The sequence below is a fragment of the Paenibacillus sp. JT22N15 genome (assembly GCF_059383755.1).
Genome location: NZ_JBXENV010000005.1, coordinates 20,345 through 34,117 on the forward strand (window position 1 = coordinate 20,345; position 13,773 = coordinate 34,117).

The following is a 13,773-nucleotide window of genomic DNA, read 5'->3' on the forward strand; positions in this document are numbered from 1 at the left end:
AGCCGAAGGGGGAGCTTTGGAATGAGCGAAACGTTGAAGCAGCTGCTTGAGCACAAAATCGTTGCAATTCTTAGAGGAATTGAGGATCGCCATGCTGATGCGGCAGGACAAGCATTAATAGACGGCGGAATCCGCCTAATGGAAATTACGCTGAATACGCAAGGCGCTACAACGATGATCCATCGCTGGCGAAACAAGTTTGACGGTCAGGCTATTGTCGGCGCAGGTACGGTGCTGGACCTTAAGATGGCGCAGGAGGCATTAGCGGCAGGGGCACAGTTTATTATTTCGCCGAATCTCGACGAGGAGGTTATTGCTTACGGCGCGGAGCATGGCGTATCTGTGTGGCCTGGCGTCATGACCCCTACCGAAATCGTCAAAGCTTGGAAGGCTGGAGCGGAAGCGGTCAAGCTGTTCCCGATGGGAACGCTGGGCACAAAATATTTGGCTGAAATTCGCGGCCCGCTGGACCATATTCCGATTATGGCGACAGGCGGAGCGGATTTGCATAACCTCGGCGAATATTTCGGCGCTGGCGCAAATGCCGTCGGTCTGGGCAGCAAGCTCGTTAACCTTGAATGGGTACGCGAAGGCAAGCTTGAACTTGTTACGGAGCGGGCGCGGCAGTTCGTTGATGCGGTGAGCAAGCTGTAATTCGGGCTCATCCATCGTTACCCCAAACTAGCAATTGTATATTATGAGTTTTCTATCATCCAATGGGGGTAATGAATAAACAAAAGGGCCTGCGGCAACAAGGCCGCAGGCTGCAAGAGAGAATATATAATAAAGGGGGGTCATAAAGCTAGTATAATTGGATAAGATGAATATAACCTGAGCGATATATTACAGTTTTATTACAAGAAGGAAATCGGTTACAAAAAAGGTGGGTGAGTATGATGCGTTTTTCCATTTGGAAACCGGCAGTTATTGCGGTGGCGGTGTTAGGCACGCTTTATTTTACAATGAAGCCGGAGTGGCTGCCTGTATTTGCAGCATCGGAGCAGCAGGGCCAAGGCAGCGGAACGATCAGTCAATTGGAGCAGGAATTGGCCGCACATTTTAAAAATAGAGAAGAGCATTTTACGCTTCAATATAACGGGGATAGCAGCAAGCTGTCGGCGGAGCTTAAATCTATTATTGACCGCGCGATGGCGAAGGATGATTATACGGCGTATATTTTGGAGTCGTATGTGTATACGACGCGCAGTCTCGGTACTCGTTCAACGATCAAGATGGAGGCGAGCTACCGGGAATCGAAGGAGCAGACGGCCGAGGTTGACCGCGTAGTCGCGCAGCAGCTTAGGAAGCTTATAACCTCAGGCATGAATGACCATTTGAAGGTGAAGGCTATTCATGACTGGATTGCGGGCAAGCTGAGATATGACCAGTCGCTGAGCAATTATACCGCTTATGAAGCGATTACGACTGGAAGCGCGGTATGCCAGGGCTATGCGCTGCTTGCCTACAAAATGCTGAGTGAAGCGGGCATTACGACGAAAATTGCCGAGGGTACAGTTGATACGGGCGATCATGCGTGGAATATGGTGAAGCTGGATGGGCATTGGTACCATCTCGATGTGACATGGGATGATCCGGTAGCGACCGATCCCGCAGCGCCAGCCGATACGATCCAGTACAGCTATTATTTAAAAACGGACAAGGAAATGCGTCATGACCATCAATGGAAAAAAAGCTATCCAGCCGCGACTACTTCGTATTCCGCAGAGCTAGACAAGCTTGAGAAGAAAGGCGGCTCCGCCGCAGCTTCTTACAAAAAGCTTGGGCAGCAGCTTGGCTTTCAGTGGCTGAAGCCGGAAAACATCGTCGCTGATCGCGCGGCGCTGACAGAAAAAATCCGCGCTGGCGTAAAACGCGGAGCGACCAGCCTGGAGTTTCGCTATTTGAAAGGCGATACGTTTTCTGCTGATCTCAAAAGCGCCGTAGCTGCGCTGCAAGTGCCGATTGGCTATTCAGCGCGCTATGAGCCCTATTTGCATGATGGCTCGCAGCTGGTGAAATTGCAGCTGACCTATTGAATATTGTACGAGCCGCACAGTTAAGCATAAGCTTTACAGCGAAAAAATGATCCCAATAGCAAAGCGATTCAAATAGCAAAAAACCTCCTGTCTCCCTTCAACTTACTGAAGGTGAGCCAGGAGGTCTTTTGTTTATAGCGGCAAAAGAAAAGGTAATCTTTAAGTAAGAGCGCAAAGCATATGCAGCTCGAGCTTTATTTGCTCTGCTGGCGGGCGGCCGTCATTTGCTGCCAGACGGAGCCTGCCGCTTCCTCGCCACGCTCGATGCGCTCCAAGGCGATTTGCGCTTGCAGCTGAATCTCGAACTCGCTGTCCTGTGCTGCAATGCGCAGGGCAGGAATAGCCGATTCGTCGCCAACTTCATACAGGAAACGGGCGGCCCGCCAGCGCACAAGCTTGTTCGTGTCGCTGAGCGATTCGATCATCGGCGCAGTAGCGGCAGGATCGCCCCAATCGGAAAGGGTATCCCCAGCTGTTCTGCGAACCGATACCGATTTGTCGCGAAGCGCCTGGAATAAATAAGGCATCGCCTCATCTGTGCGAAGGTCGCCCAAATAGACAACGGCGAGCCGTCTGATCGACACCGTGTCGTCGGTCAGCGCCTTGGCAAGCAGCGGCAGCAGCGCAGGCTCGGGCGTCAGGCGGTCAAGCGCGGCATAACGAATGCGCCAGTCCGGCGATTCCAGCCGCTCGGCAATTTCGCCCGCGGTTAGCGGAGCCGGCCGTGCCGGAGCGGGTGCGGCATCGCCGTCCGCTGCGCCTTGCGCCTTGGCGGCGGCGATTAGCTCTACTAGCCGCTCCGCCGTATAGGCGGCTTCCAGCTCGCGGACGACATCGGCGGCGATTTCTTCAAGCTCGCCATAGCGGATGCCGAACTCCTCCAGCTTGCGTTCGCGGATCATCGAGGAGCCGGCCGCCTCGCTGACGGCGTTCGTGAACTGCTCGGGCAGCGCGGAGCGGGCTTCGCGCTCGCCATTTTTCACTCGTACCTGCATCGGAATGCCCCGATACATCTGTACGAGCACATGCGCCTCGCCGTAGCTGTTCTCGGTCAAGGCTGCTTGCCCAGCTCCGCTGTCGTCGCCGTGCAGCAGCGTTCTTGCTTCGGCGAGAATGAACGCCCAATCCGCACTCGATACGCGGTCCAGGGCAATAAAATCAGCGGTGCGGAAAATGCTGCGCACCCCTTCTATAGCAAGGAGGCTTTTCAGTGGCTCCGGTGCGCTTTCTGCTTCTTTTTTCGAAAAAGTTTGTCTTACGCCGCGCGGCAGCGATTCATCCATATTCAGTTTCATGGAGTTCGGGCTGGGCGTCGGTTCAATGGATAAAAGCTTCACATTTATCATCCTCCGTTCATACAATTCAAAGGTTATGGGTTTAGTTTACATGAATTTGCAGGAGGATGCGAATACAAGGTGCATTAGAAGTGTCAGGAAAGTTGCTTCGATCACTCTTAGTTGGTATCTTAAAGCTATACTCTATTTTCGTAACGCGTAGGAGGAAGCCAGGATGAAACCCAGAAGATTTGAGAATCAGCAGCAGGTTGAACAGCATAACTCCTTTAAACAGTTTCAAAGATGGCGCTCAGAACGATCAAACAAGATGAAAATCAAAGATTATTCATATACCGTGCCGAATGTAGAGCCGGATCTGCAATATTTGCACCACAATCGCAAGCATCCTTCCGTCACATGGGTCGGACATTCGACTTTTCTAATCCAGATGGCGGGGCTCAACATTGTGACGGACCCGGTCTGGTCAGGGAATATGGCTTTTGAAAAAAGGCTTGCGCCCCCGGGCATTCCCATCAGCGATGTACCCCCGGTTGACGTCGTGCTCATTTCGCATTCGCACTATGACCATTTGAACATTAACTCGCTCCGCAAGCTGGGAGGCGTGAAGCAAATTCTCGTCCCTGCGGGACTTGCAGGCAAGCTTAAGCTCAAGGGCTTTCGCCGCATTAAGGAGCTGCATTGGTGGGAATCGGTCCATATTCATGGCGTAAAATTCACGTTCGTGCCGTCTCAGCACTGGACGAGGCGCAATCCGTGGGATACGAACAGCTCGCATTGGGGCGGCTGGGTGATGGAGCCATATGCAACGCTGCCAAGCGGAAGCGGCGACCACTCGCACGCGCAAGTGCATCTGCACGGCATGGGCGGAAGTAGCAGTGTGGCGGAGCGTGAGCAGCCAGCAGCAGCAGCAGCAGCATCGGAAGCAGTCAAAGCAGCAGATCGCCTGGGCCATTCCCACGGGCCGGGACATGCTGCCCGTCCTGTAACGGGAATTGCGCCCACCGTCTATTTTGCAGGTGACAGCGGATATTTTCCCGGCTTTAAGGACATTGGGCGCAAATTCCATATCGATGTTGCGCTCATGCCGATAGGCGCCTATGAACCGGAATGGTTCATGGGGCCGCAGCATGTGACGCCGGAGGAATCGCTGCAGGCGTTCGAGGATGTGAAGGCGAAGTATTTTGTGCCGATGCATTATGGTGCCTTCAAGCTGGCTGATGATACGCCGCGCGAAGCGCTGGACCGCCTAGAAGCTTGCCGGGAAAGCCGCTGTATTGAGGAAGAGCGGATAGTCGTGCTGCCTCATGGGGAATCTTGGCGGCTTGCAGGACAATAAATGCCAAACGCGGACAAGAGAATGCCAAAACTGTGAAATGACTTCCTGCCCGTTTCAAGCGTATACTTAGTAAGCAGGCAAATAGACAATGAACGACAATAATAAATAACAGCGCATCGTTATTAGGAGGAGCACGTAATGAGTCAACCGATTCGTATTGGGATTATTGGGGCCGGGGCTATCGGCAAAGTGCATATGGAAACGTTTCAGAAGGTTGGGGCCGAAGCCGCAATTGTAACGGCAGTAACGGATGTATATTTGCCGCTTGCTGAGCAGCGCGCAGCGGAATTTGGCATCGCGACGATTCACGAAAGCCCGCAGGCGCTCTTGGAAGATCCGGAGCTCGATGCAGTCATTATCGGCGTTCCGAACCAATTTCACGCGCCTTTAGCCATTGAGGCATTGAAGCAGGGCAAGCATGTGCTGCTTGAGAAGCCGATGGCAATTGATTCCGAGGCGGCCCGCACCATTTATGAAGCGTCGCAGGCTGCTGGCAAAGTACTTATGATGGCGCATCAAATGCGCTGGCTCGGCATTAACCGTGCCATTAAAGCGCGTGTGGAAAATGGCGATCTCGGCTCCATCTACAATGTAAAAACCGGTTGGTTCCGCAAAAAAGGCATTCCAGGCTGGGGTTCATGGTTTACCCGCAAGGATCAGGCAGGTGGCGGCCCGCTTATCGATATTGGCGTGCATATGCTTGATTTGTCGCTATATTTGATGGGAAACCCGCGTCCGGTATCGGTATATGGCTCGACGTATGCCGAGTTTGGCCCGAAGCGCCGCGGCATCGGCACTTGGGGTACGCCGAATTGGGACGGCTATTATGATGTTGAGGATTTGGCGACAGCGCTGATCAAGTTTGAAAATGGCGCGACCTTGTCGCTGGACGTAAGCTGGGCTGCACATTCGGCTTCGCTAAGCGAGGAGCCATTTATCCATCTGATGGGTACGGAAGGCGGAGCGGCGCTTGTTGGTACGAACGGCTGCTTCGTTACCCATGAGGATGATAAAGTAGTGGAATCAGAAATCGCGCCATTTGATGGAGAAGAGGACCGCGTGCTGCTGAGCAGGCATTTCATCGACTGCATTAACGAAGGCAAGCAGCCGATTGCTTCGGCGCTAAGTGGATATACGAACAGTCGGATATTGGATGCGATCTACGAATCCTCCCGTACCGGCAATGAAGTGAAGCTGCACTGGGACTAAGCTTGGAGCAGGGTTAGCAGCGCAGAAGGCCTTATGCGGCCTTGCAGGCGCAGGGCACATAAGGAGCACGGTCCCGAAGGTCGCCGTTTGAAACGGCAGCTTCACCGGGGCCTGTTCGCGCGCAAAAATGCAGCGAATTGACAATTCGAGGTTCGTTTGCGGGCATACTGTGCTATAATAATGCAAGATAATGAGAATGAATGTGAAGGACGGGATTGGAACCATGATTAGTACTACTGGCATAACGCTTCGATTTGGGAAGCGGGCGCTTTTTGAAGATGTTAGCATTAAGTTTACGCCGGGCAACTGCTACGGCCTTATTGGCGCGAACGGCGCAGGTAAATCGACGTTTTTGAAAATATTGTCCGGAGAAGTAGAGCAATCAAGCGGTGAGGTTCATATTACACCGGGCGAGCGTCTTGCTGTACTCAGACAGAACCATTTTGAATATGACGAGTTTGCTGTTATTGAAACGGTTATGATGGGCCACAAGAAGCTTTATGATGTAATGAAAGAGAAAGATGCGCTGTATGCGAAAGCTGATTTTACCGATGAAGACGGCATGCGCGCAGGCGAGCTGGAAGCTGAATTCGCCGACATGAACGGCTGGGAAGCCGAGTCGCAAGCGGCAGAAATGCTGAACGGCCTTGGCATCACGCCAGATCTGCATGACAAGTCGATGTCGGAGCTGAGCGGTAACGAGAAGGTACGTGTATTGCTCGCGCAAGCATTGTTCGGCGAACCGAACATTTTGCTGCTCGATGAGCCTACCAACCACTTGGACATTGAGTCGATCCGCTGGTTAGAAGATTTCCTTGCAAAATATGAAGGAACTGTCGTCGTGGTCAGCCATGACCGTCACTTCCTAAACACGGTATGTACGCATATCGCCGATATCGATTTTGGTAAAATCCAGATGTATGTCGGCAACTACGACTTCTGGTATGAGTCCAGCCAGCTGGCGCTTTCCTTGATGCGCGGCGAGAACAAGAAGAAGGAAGACAAAATTAAAGAGCTGCAAGCGTTCATTCAGCGTTTCAGCGCGAACAAATCGAAATCCAAGCAGGCAACTTCCCGTAAGAAGCTGCTTGATAAAATTTCCCTCGATGACATTCGTCCTTCGAACCGGAAATATCCGTTTATCAACTTCAAGGGCGAACGCGAAGCAGGCAAATCGCTGCTGCTCGTAGAAGGCTTGACGAAGTCTGTAGAAGGCGTGAAGGTGCTGGATAACCTGACGATTGCCGTTAATAAAGGCGATAAAATCGCTTTTGTTGGCCCGAACGAACAGCCGAAGACGCTATTGTTCCAAGTTTTGATGGGCGAGGTTGAAGCGGATGCTGGTACTTACCAGTGGGGCGTTACAACAACGCAAGGCTATTTCCCGAAAGACAACTCGTCGTACTTCGACGGTGTTGATCTGAACTTGGTCGAGTGGCTGCGCCAGTATTCCAAAGATCCGGATGAGACCTTCATTCGCGGCTTCCTTGGACGCATGCTGTTCTCTGGCGACGATGCGATTAAGAAAGCAAGCGTATTGTCCGGTGGAGAAAAGGTCCGCTGTATGCTATCCAAAATCATGCTCAGCGGCTCCAACGTATTCCTGATGGATGAGCCGACGAATCACTTGGATCTCGAATCCATTACAGCGCTCAATAACGGCTTGATCGATACGGATTGCACGGTTCTGTTCACTTCGCATGACCATCAGTTCGTTCAAACGATTGCCAACCGCATTATGGAAATTACGCCTAACGGACTGATTGATCGCATGATGACGTATGATGAGTACCTTGAAAGCGAAGAGGTTAAAGCGCTTCGGGAAAAAATGTACGCAGAATAATAGAGCTGGATTCAGCTTGCAATAGAGAAAGGCTGCCCCTCGTCTGTATGGACGATAGGGCAGCCTTTTTTGTGTTTGATGCAGCGGGTTTATAGCAATTGTAGTAGCACTAGCAATAGCAATAGTAAACTCTTAAAGAACGTATAAAGCTTGGTATTAGGTAGGCTATTCTTTAAGCTGGTTCCATTCCATCAGCTGATGCTGCAAATGGACAATTAGCTTGTCGACGTCCTGTAGAAAAGTGTCTCTGGCTTCCGTTTCCATGCTTTCAAGCGCTTTTGCCAGTGGCGGCGCGCCCGCAGCCTCCAGCGTCATCATTAATTGCTGAAGCTGGGCCAGCACAGGAGGCATGCCATCGACATCCCCATCGACATCCGCTTCTGCTTCGGCAGTAGCTCCTGTCACTACGGCTGTAACAGGAGCAGGAGCAGTTGCTGCAGACCCATTAGCAGCAGGTGGCTGCGCGGCCGAAACCGAAACAGCTGCGATATCTGCAGAAGCCGCATCAGCAGCAAGCAAAGCTGTTTGATTAGGCAGATTGTCCAATACGCCGACCTGCTGCTGTTCTTGCCCTTGTACAAGCTGCTGCATAGGCTGCTGCCCAGATTGCTGCTCCGCTTGCGAGGGGGCAGCTTTCTTTTTCGGCTCTGCTGGCTGGGCAGGCTTAGCCCGTTCAGCTTTGTTGTTCTGGCGTATGGACCACGTTTCGAGCAGCGCGGGGCCGTTCTTGAACAGCAGCTTCTCCTTCGTGCTAGCGGAAATGTCTGGATCTTTGAATAGCTTGGCGATTTTCTTGACATCGCTGACTGGCATTTCGTCACGCGCAAAAATAAGCGCGAGCGGGTCGCGCAGCTCCATCGGCAAATCTTTAAGCGGAAGCAGCTGATCTTCCGTCAGCATATCCTTGCGGATTGCTGTGCCGCTGACGATCCGCTTCTTGACCGCGCTGCTGAATTTGAGCAGCTCGCATTTATTTTTTATATACGATTCCGGCTTGCTGAGCTTGCTCGCCAGAAATTTCACCGAGCTGCTGAATTTCTCATTGTTCAGCAGCTTGTGAAACGCCTCCGCCTCTTCAATCGGCGAGAAGCCCTCACGCGTCAAATTTTCGGCGATTTGCTCCAAATAAATATCCATTTCATTGGTCATCGTCGAGACGATGCAAGGAATCGTCGGCTTCCCGAGCGCGATGCAAGCTTTATATCTGCGGTTGCCATATATAATTTTGTAGCGTCCGTTATCCGTTTTTCTGACTTTAATCGGCGACAGCAAGCCAAGCTCCGAGATGCTGGTTATGAGCTCCTGCAGCGACTGCTCGTCGAATTGGTAACGGGGCTGGTCCGTATCTTCATCAATCAGATTAATATCCATTTGTATAATGTCCATATCTACTCTCCTATCTATAAACCAGGCTTCCATGCCAGCGTGGCAGGGCTAATGGGCCAACCTTCATTATATAACAAGGAGGGCCTTCGGGGAAATGAAGGCCCTAGAAATGACGGGATATTATGCTTCTATTTCACTGCGAAACGGGCGCCGCATACAAAGGAAGGAAACGTTTATTTATGCTTGTTCCGTTTTAAAACGGCTAATGAGTGCGTTTAGCTCCTCAGAGAGCTGACGCAGCGATTCCGCTGATGAGCTGATCTCATTCATAGAGGCCAGCTGCAGCCCTGAAGCATCAGCAACCTGTTCAAAACGGGAGGCCGACCCGCGGGAGATGCTCTCCATATCCTCGATGGAGGCCGCAACCTCCTGCGATCCGGCGGATAGCTGTTCGGATGCGGCAGATACTTCGTGCAGGCGCTCATTAATCGTGCCAATGCCGGAATGGATGGAGGAGAACGATGCTCCGGCTTCCTGTACAACGCTTAGTCCTGCGACTACTTCCGTATTGCTCGTTTCCATCTGCCTGGACAGCTCGGAGGTATGGCGGACAATTTCAGCGATGAGCGTCGCCACATGCTCGGAGGATTCCTGTGATTGTGTGGCAAGCTTTCTCACCTCGGAGGCAACGACGGCGAAGCCGCGCCCTTCCTCGCCTGCACGGGCAGCCTCGATTCCAGCATTAAGGGCAAGCAAATTGGTCTGTGCGGCAATGCCTTTCATAATCGAAATAATCTCGACAATTTTACCGGAATGCTGCTCAAGCTGTGCAGACGTTTCGGTCATTTTGGAAGTGGCGGCATGAATGGTGTCCATCCGCTCAATGACAGCGGAAATCGCTTCTTCGCCATTTTTAGCGCTGCTTGTCGTCGCTTCCGAAACGGATGAGACGATGGCAGCGGAATGGGCAATATGCTGCATGCTTGAAGTTATCGCTTCCATCGCATGCGTGACTTCTCCGGCGCGTACAACCTGTGCGGCAGCGCCTTCCGACGTTTGCTGAATGCTGTCTGTAATCGTAACGCCTGCTTCCTTCGTCGCAAGGGAATGGGAAGAAACGGCTTCGGCAGCTGTAAGCAGCCGGTCTGAGCTGCTGCGAATGCCGCTAATGACCATCCGCGTATCTTCTACAAACGTCTTGAAAGCAGCGGCCAGCTGTCCAACCTCATCCTTGCGGTTCAGGTCAATGGCGACCGTTAAGTCGCCGCTGCCGACACGGGCAATCAGCTTTTTAAGCTGGACGAGCGGCCCTGTCAAATAACGGGCGAGCAAATAAACGAGCAGCAGACTGAGCACAAAAATCGCCAGTGCCATCCATATCATCGTGTTGCGGTTTTGTTCCATTAGCTCGAACACCTTAGTCGCATCAAGATCAGCGCCGACGAGGCCAAGCAGCTTGCCATCGGCAGACATAATCGGCACATAAGCAGATAAAGTAGACCCATAATCATCTTGAGTCAGCTCGCCAATGCTCGGCTTCATTTCTTGAAAGGTTGTAATCATGCCAGCATAGGGAGTCTCTTCAACCGAACCGAAGGGGGAAAAATCATCCTCTGCTACGTCCTGAGGGGCGCCATCAACGACGTAGAAGTAGACCGGCTGTCCGTCCTCTTCGCGCATGCCGAGCGTGTATAAATATTTTAAGCCGTTCGCTTCACGCATATCGTTAAGCTGGGCACGAAGCTCATTGTAATAATCAGTTTGCTCCATGCCTTCGCTGAGCTTATCATATTGCTGCGTATCAACAAGGCTGGCTGCCCGCTCCGCTACGGATTGCGCTTGCATTCCCATCGAGTTTTCTACTAAATGAGCGGAAGCACGATAGAGCGTAACACCAAGCACCGAGCCAATAATAAGCAAAATAATCGAGAAAAACAAAAAAATACGCATAAACAAGCTATTCATCAATGAAAGCAGCCTCCCTGGCATCTTTTGCAGCAATAGTTCGTAAGTTTTACTACCTATATGTATCGGCAAAAATAGAAGGCGTTATTAGGGCGGGCAGAGGGCCAATCACAAACAAACAGAAATATGCTATAATCGCACCATAAGAATCATTCATAGAAAGTGGAGCATACCTTATGTTTGCGATAGAGAGAATCAAAAAAATTAAACAAATTTTATTAAAAGACAAGCGTGTTGACGTTGTGGAGCTGAGCGAACGCTTCTCGGTAACCGAGGTAACGATTCGCCGGGATCTCGACAAGCTGGAGCAGCAAGGTTTTTTGGTGAAAATATATGGCGGTGCCGTGCTGAATGAGGAAGAGCAGCCGGGCATGCCGACACTGGCAGTAGAGGACAAGCTGCAGGGCGAGAAGCGGCTTATTGGGCAAATTGCCTCGCGGCATATTGAGAACGGCGAAGCGATTTTTATCGGGACGGGTACAACTTGTTTGGAAATTGCCAGGCAATTGAAGGAGAAGAAAGTGACGGTCGTCACGAATGATCTGCTAGTCGCATTAGCGCTTAAAGATACGCAAGGTGTGAAGGTTATGCTGACAGGCGGCGATTTAATTGCAGGCACCTCTACGCTCATAGGCGGTTTTGCGCTGCAGACGCTGAGCGGCATTTATGTGACGAAGGCGTTTATTGGCGTGAAGGGGGCTCATTTTCAGGCGGGTTATACGGTAGACAGCTATGAGGAAGCGATGATGATTCAGAGCGTGCAGCGCATGGCGAGTGAAATCATTATAGCAGCGGATTATACGAAATTTGATATACCGGGCTTTGCGAAGCTGGGAGAGCTGACGATGGCGGGCAAAGTAATCACAAACAAACAGCTGCCGGCCGAATATAAAAAATATTATTTTGAACATGCAATCAAGCTGTATACGACGTTTGAGCTGGAGTAGTCCTGCGGGGGAGAGAACGAAGTTGAGCAAATTATTGACGCTGCGAAATATTAGAAAGCGCTTTAATGAAATGAGTGTGCTGGATGGCATCCATTTGACGATTGAAAGCGGCCAGGTTCATGCGATTATCGGGGAAAATGGGGCGGGCAAATCGACGCTGATGAAAATATTAGCCGGACTTTTTCCGCCAGACTCTGGAGAGATTGCAATTGGTGGGGAGCTTGTCAGCATTGGCAGCCCGAATGAGGCGCAGGAGCTGGGCATTGCAGCGATTCATCAGGAGCTGCGGCTGTTTCAGGATTTGAGCATTGCGGAAAATATTTATATGCGTCGCGAGCCCTTGAAGCCGCTATTATGGCCGAAGCTGATCGACTGGGACCGGCTGCATGAGCAGACCGCAAGCTACTTACAGCAATTTGGTATGGCTGTCGATTCCCGGGCGCGCGTGAATTCGCTGTCCATTGGCGATCAACGTTTCGTTGAGCTGATCAGGGCGCTGTCCCAGCAGGCCCGGATCATTATTATGGATGAGCCGACGGCCGCACTGAACAATCAGGAATGCGAGCGGCTGTTCGAGGCTATTCGCCATGTGAAAAAGCTGGGCGTGGCCATTATCTACATTTCCCACCGCATGGAGGATCTCCAGCATATTGCCGATCAGGCTACGCTGCTGCGTGATGGTGCCGTGATCCGGACCTGGCGCATGGACGATGCGGCAAGCATGCCGGAAATAATGGAAGCGATGGCGGGTAAGGAGCTGCATAACCGCTACCCGAAGCTGAAGGTACAGCTCGGCGGCGAGCTGCTGAGAACGGAAGGGCTTTGCGTGGCGGGAAGGCTGAACCATGTCAATTTGAGCTTGCGCAGGGGCGAGATTTTGGCGATTGCCGGGCTTGGCGGCGCGGGGAGGCGAACGCTCGCGAAGGTGCTTTTTGGCATAGAGGGTCCTTATGAAGGTGCGATTCATTTGAATGGGCGTATCTTTAAGGAGATGACGCCGCATAAGGCGAAGGCAAATGGCATTTGCTATGTGACGGGCCTCCATTCAGAGGAAGGGCTGCTCTTAAATGCGCCGATTGCTGAAAATATTACGCTGACGAATCTCCCGCGCGTGTCGCGAGCCGGATTTATTCGCAGCGGACAGGAAGCTGCTTATGCGAGAGATTTGATGGATCGCCTGGAAATTACCGGCGAAGAGACGGAGCTGCCGATGCACCTCAGCGGCGGCAAACAGAAGAAGGTCATTTTAGCTAAGTGGCTGTTCAGCAATGCCCGTATTTTCATTATTGAAGAGCCAACGGCAGGCATCGACGTCGTCTCCAAAATCGACATTTACAACATTATGAACGAGCTGGTGCTGTCCGGCAAATCGATCATTATGCTGTCCTCCGATATCCCGGAAATGCTCGGCATGTCCGATAGAATTGCCGTCATGCACGGCGGGTCCATCCGCCATACGATGTTAAGAGAGGAAGCGACGCTTGAGCGTATTCTGTATTATGCTTCCGGTGGAGAGGCAGCGCGAGAGGGGTAACCGATATTTTATAGCGTGGCTATAACAATAGAACGACTTGTATAACTGTCTTCATGGATAGTTAACAAGTCGTTCTATTTTTTTGTTATATAACCTTGAAAAGGAAAATAGAAAGGAGAAAAATGTCGTTAAATCAAAATTTGTTCACGCGATTCGACATCTTAAATCTATATTCGACAAAATCCCTCAATGAAAAGGAATGGGAATGTCTGTATAGTAAAGTTGAAATCTAATAAATGACAAAAAGGATGGATGACATGCAGGATGCAGCAAGAGAAAGCA

Annotated in this window: 10 protein-coding genes; 7 read left to right on the forward strand and 3 right to left on the reverse strand. The window is 51.5% G+C overall.

All coding sequences use genetic code 11. The features are described from left to right. Positions 1 to 21 precede the first annotated feature (21 nt). Complete coding sequence (locus AC50X8_RS10790) at positions 22 to 654, forward strand: bifunctional 4-hydroxy-2-oxoglutarate aldolase/2-dehydro-3-deoxy-phosphogluconate aldolase (protein ID WP_056042692.1); 633 nt, start codon at positions 22 to 24, stop codon at positions 652 to 654. 242 nt (positions 655 to 896) lie between these two features. Further along, positions 897 to 2,036: a transglutaminase domain-containing protein gene (locus AC50X8_RS10795; protein WP_494879712.1), complete on the forward strand. Its 1,140-nt coding sequence runs from the start codon at positions 897 to 899 to the stop codon at positions 2,034 to 2,036. Between the two features lie 194 nt (positions 2,037 to 2,230). Here AC50X8_RS10795 and AC50X8_RS10800 read toward each other — a convergent pair whose 3' ends face one another. Beyond that, the gene (locus tag AC50X8_RS10800) at positions 2,231 to 3,373 is read right to left on the reverse strand and encodes a virulence factor (RefSeq protein ID WP_494879713.1); all 1,143 of its coding nucleotides are present in this window, start codon (positions 3,371 to 3,373) and stop codon (positions 2,231 to 2,233) included. 172 nt (positions 3,374 to 3,545) lie between these two features. On the opposite strand from AC50X8_RS10800, the gene AC50X8_RS10805 reads away from it, so the two are divergent. From AC50X8_RS10805 to AC50X8_RS10815, 3 genes are all read left to right on the forward strand, one after another. Further along, entirely contained in the window at positions 3,546 to 4,667 is a 1,122-nt protein-coding gene (locus tag AC50X8_RS10805; RefSeq protein WP_494879714.1) for an MBL fold metallo-hydrolase, read from the forward strand. 138 nt (positions 4,668 to 4,805) lie between these two features. Next, positions 4,806 to 5,876, forward strand: a complete 1,071-nt coding sequence (locus tag AC50X8_RS10810) for a Gfo/Idh/MocA family protein (protein ID WP_056042682.1) — start codon at positions 4,806 to 4,808, stop codon at positions 5,874 to 5,876. A 223-nt stretch (positions 5,877 to 6,099) separates the two neighbouring features. Next, complete coding sequence (locus AC50X8_RS10815) at positions 6,100 to 7,719, forward strand: ABC-F family ATP-binding cassette domain-containing protein (RefSeq protein WP_056042681.1); 1,620 nt, start codon at positions 6,100 to 6,102, stop codon at positions 7,717 to 7,719. A gap of 165 nt (positions 7,720 to 7,884) precedes the next feature. Here AC50X8_RS10815 and AC50X8_RS10820 read toward each other — a convergent pair whose 3' ends face one another. Together AC50X8_RS10820 and AC50X8_RS10825 are read right to left on the reverse strand one after the other, a co-directional pair. After that, on the reverse strand, positions 7,885 to 9,105 hold the full coding sequence (locus tag AC50X8_RS10820) for a ParB/RepB/Spo0J family partition protein (protein ID WP_494879715.1): 1,221 nt from the start codon (positions 9,103 to 9,105) through the stop codon (positions 7,885 to 7,887). A 177-nt stretch (positions 9,106 to 9,282) separates the two neighbouring features. Continuing rightward, complete coding sequence (locus tag AC50X8_RS10825) at positions 9,283 to 11,010, reverse strand: methyl-accepting chemotaxis protein (protein ID WP_494879995.1); 1,728 nt, start codon at positions 11,008 to 11,010, stop codon at positions 9,283 to 9,285. Positions 11,011 to 11,186: 176 nt separating this feature from the next. Between AC50X8_RS10825 and AC50X8_RS10830 the strand changes: the two genes are divergently transcribed. Together AC50X8_RS10830 and AC50X8_RS10835 are read left to right on the forward strand one after the other, a co-directional pair. Beyond that, on the forward strand, positions 11,187 to 11,957 hold the full coding sequence (locus AC50X8_RS10830) for a DeoR/GlpR family DNA-binding transcription regulator (RefSeq protein ID WP_494879716.1): 771 nt from the start codon (positions 11,187 to 11,189) through the stop codon (positions 11,955 to 11,957). A gap of 22 nt (positions 11,958 to 11,979) precedes the next feature. Continuing rightward, positions 11,980 to 13,491, forward strand: coding sequence for a sugar ABC transporter ATP-binding protein (locus tag AC50X8_RS10835; protein WP_494879719.1), 1,512 nt, complete (start codon positions 11,980 to 11,982; stop codon positions 13,489 to 13,491). The last annotated feature ends 282 nt before the right edge of the window (positions 13,492 to 13,773 follow it).

Coding starts and splice junctions, on each gene's coding strand:
- AC50X8_RS10790 (WP_056042692.1), top strand. CDS start 22: ATGAGCGAAACGTTGAAGCAGCTGCTTGAGCACAAAATCGTTGCAATT.
- AC50X8_RS10795 (WP_494879712.1), top strand. CDS start 897: ATGCGTTTTTCCATTTGGAAACCGGCAGTTATTGCGGTGGCGGTGTTA.
- AC50X8_RS10805 (WP_494879714.1), top strand. CDS start 3,546: ATGAAACCCAGAAGATTTGAGAATCAGCAGCAGGTTGAACAGCATAAC.
- AC50X8_RS10810 (WP_056042682.1), top strand. CDS start 4,806: ATGAGTCAACCGATTCGTATTGGGATTATTGGGGCCGGGGCTATCGGC.
- AC50X8_RS10815 (WP_056042681.1), top strand. CDS start 6,100: ATGATTAGTACTACTGGCATAACGCTTCGATTTGGGAAGCGGGCGCTT.
- AC50X8_RS10820 (WP_494879715.1), bottom strand. CDS start 9,105: ATGGACATTATACAAATGGATATTAATCTGATTGATGAAGATACGGAC.
- AC50X8_RS10825 (WP_494879995.1), bottom strand. CDS start 11,010: ATGAATAGCTTGTTTATGCGTATTTTTTTGTTTTTCTCGATTATTTTG.
- AC50X8_RS10830 (WP_494879716.1), top strand. CDS start 11,187: ATGTTTGCGATAGAGAGAATCAAAAAAATTAAACAAATTTTATTAAAA.